The sequence below is a fragment of the Streptomyces sp. AC627_RSS907 genome (genome assembly GCF_019049165.1).
The window spans coordinates 1-889 of the sequence record NZ_JAGMUE010000885.1 but is presented as its reverse complement, the minus strand read 5'-3'; the positions used below and the strand labels follow the sequence as shown (position 1 = coordinate 889).

General features: G+C 69.9%; 1 protein-coding gene. It reads left to right on the top strand.

Translation table 11 applies throughout. From position 1 onward, the window contains the following. A partial coding sequence (locus tag KUM32_RS39260) for an adenosylhomocysteinase (RefSeq protein ID WP_217146535.1) occupies positions 1 to 639 on the top strand: 639 nt, incomplete at its 5' end. Positions 640 to 889: the final 250 nt, after the last annotated feature.

Sequence of the window (889 nt, the reverse complement as noted above, 5' to 3'; positions counted from 1 at the left end):
GCCGACGTGGGCAAGGGCTGCGCGGAGTCGCTCCGCGGCCAGGGCGCCCGTGTGATCGTCACCGAGATCGACCCCATCTGCGCCCTCCAGGCGGCCATGGACGGCTACCAGGTGGCCACGCTGGACGACGTGGTGGAGACGGCGGACATCTTCATCACCACCACCGGCAACAAGGACATCATCATGGCCAGCGACATGGCCAAGATGAAGCACCAGGCCATCGTCGGGAACATCGGCCACTTCGACAACGAGATCGACATGGCCGGCCTCGCCGCCATCCCCGGCATCGTCAAGGACGAGGTCAAGCCGCAGGTCCACACCTGGACCTTCCCGGAGGGCAAGAAGATCATCGTCCTCTCCGAGGGCCGCCTGCTGAACCTGGGCAACGCGACCGGCCACCCGTCGTTCGTCATGTCCAACTCCTTCGCGAACCAGACGATCGCCCAGATCGAGCTGTTCACGAAGCCGGAGGCGTACCCGACGGACGTCTACGTGCTGCCGAAGCACCTCGACGAGAAGGTCGCCCGCCTGCACCTGGACGCCCTCGGCGCCAAGCTGACCACGCTCCGCCCGGAGCAGGCGGCCTACATCGGCGTCCCGGTCGAGGGCCCGTACAAGCCCGACCACTACCGCTACTGATCCACCCGCCGCCGCCCCGGACCGGGCGGGCGGCGCCGCGGCGCCCCGCGCGCCACGGTCCGCACCGCCCTGACGGGGCGCGGCAACCGGTCAGCCAGCAGTAAGCACCACGCTCCCGCCACCAACGGGGGAGCATGAGGGCCTGCCCCGGCCACCTCCGGCCGGGCGGGCCCTCATTCGTCAAGGACCCCACCATGCCCCGTGGCCGCTACGCGCTCTATGACCCGCACGATCGCACCCCCCTCGGCGT